At 62.8% G+C, this 239-nt stretch carries 1 protein-coding gene; it reads right to left on the bottom strand.

Going from position 1 to position 239, the window contains the following annotated elements; all coding sequences use genetic code 11:
* A partial coding sequence (locus tag JHD07_RS38530) for a hypothetical protein (protein WP_291631746.1) occupies positions 1 to 210 on the bottom strand: 210 nt, incomplete at its 3' end.
* Between the last annotated feature and the right edge of the window lie 29 nt (positions 211 to 239).

Here is a 239-nt window from a genome sequence, read left to right as displayed (position 1 = left end):
GCGGTGCAGCCAGCGCGCGACCTTCATGTCGGCATGGCTGTAGCTGATGAAGGCAGCATAGCGTCCTTCGCCACCGACTCCGCCGACCAGCGCCGACAATTGCTTATGCGCATAGCCCGCCAGTTCCGCGCCGCTCGCAAGCACTGGCTTTCCCACCGCTGCGGCAGTATCCACAGGGGACGAGAAGATCTTACCGAGGGGATTGGACATGATGGGGAAATTCCTGGTCGCGGGTGTGG

This window comes from Bradyrhizobium sp. (genome assembly GCF_016462955.1).
Lineage (GTDB): Bacteria > Pseudomonadota > Alphaproteobacteria > Rhizobiales > Xanthobacteraceae > Bradyrhizobium.
The sequence above is the reverse complement of the archived record's forward strand: the minus strand, read 5'-3'. Positions and strand labels throughout refer to the sequence as shown.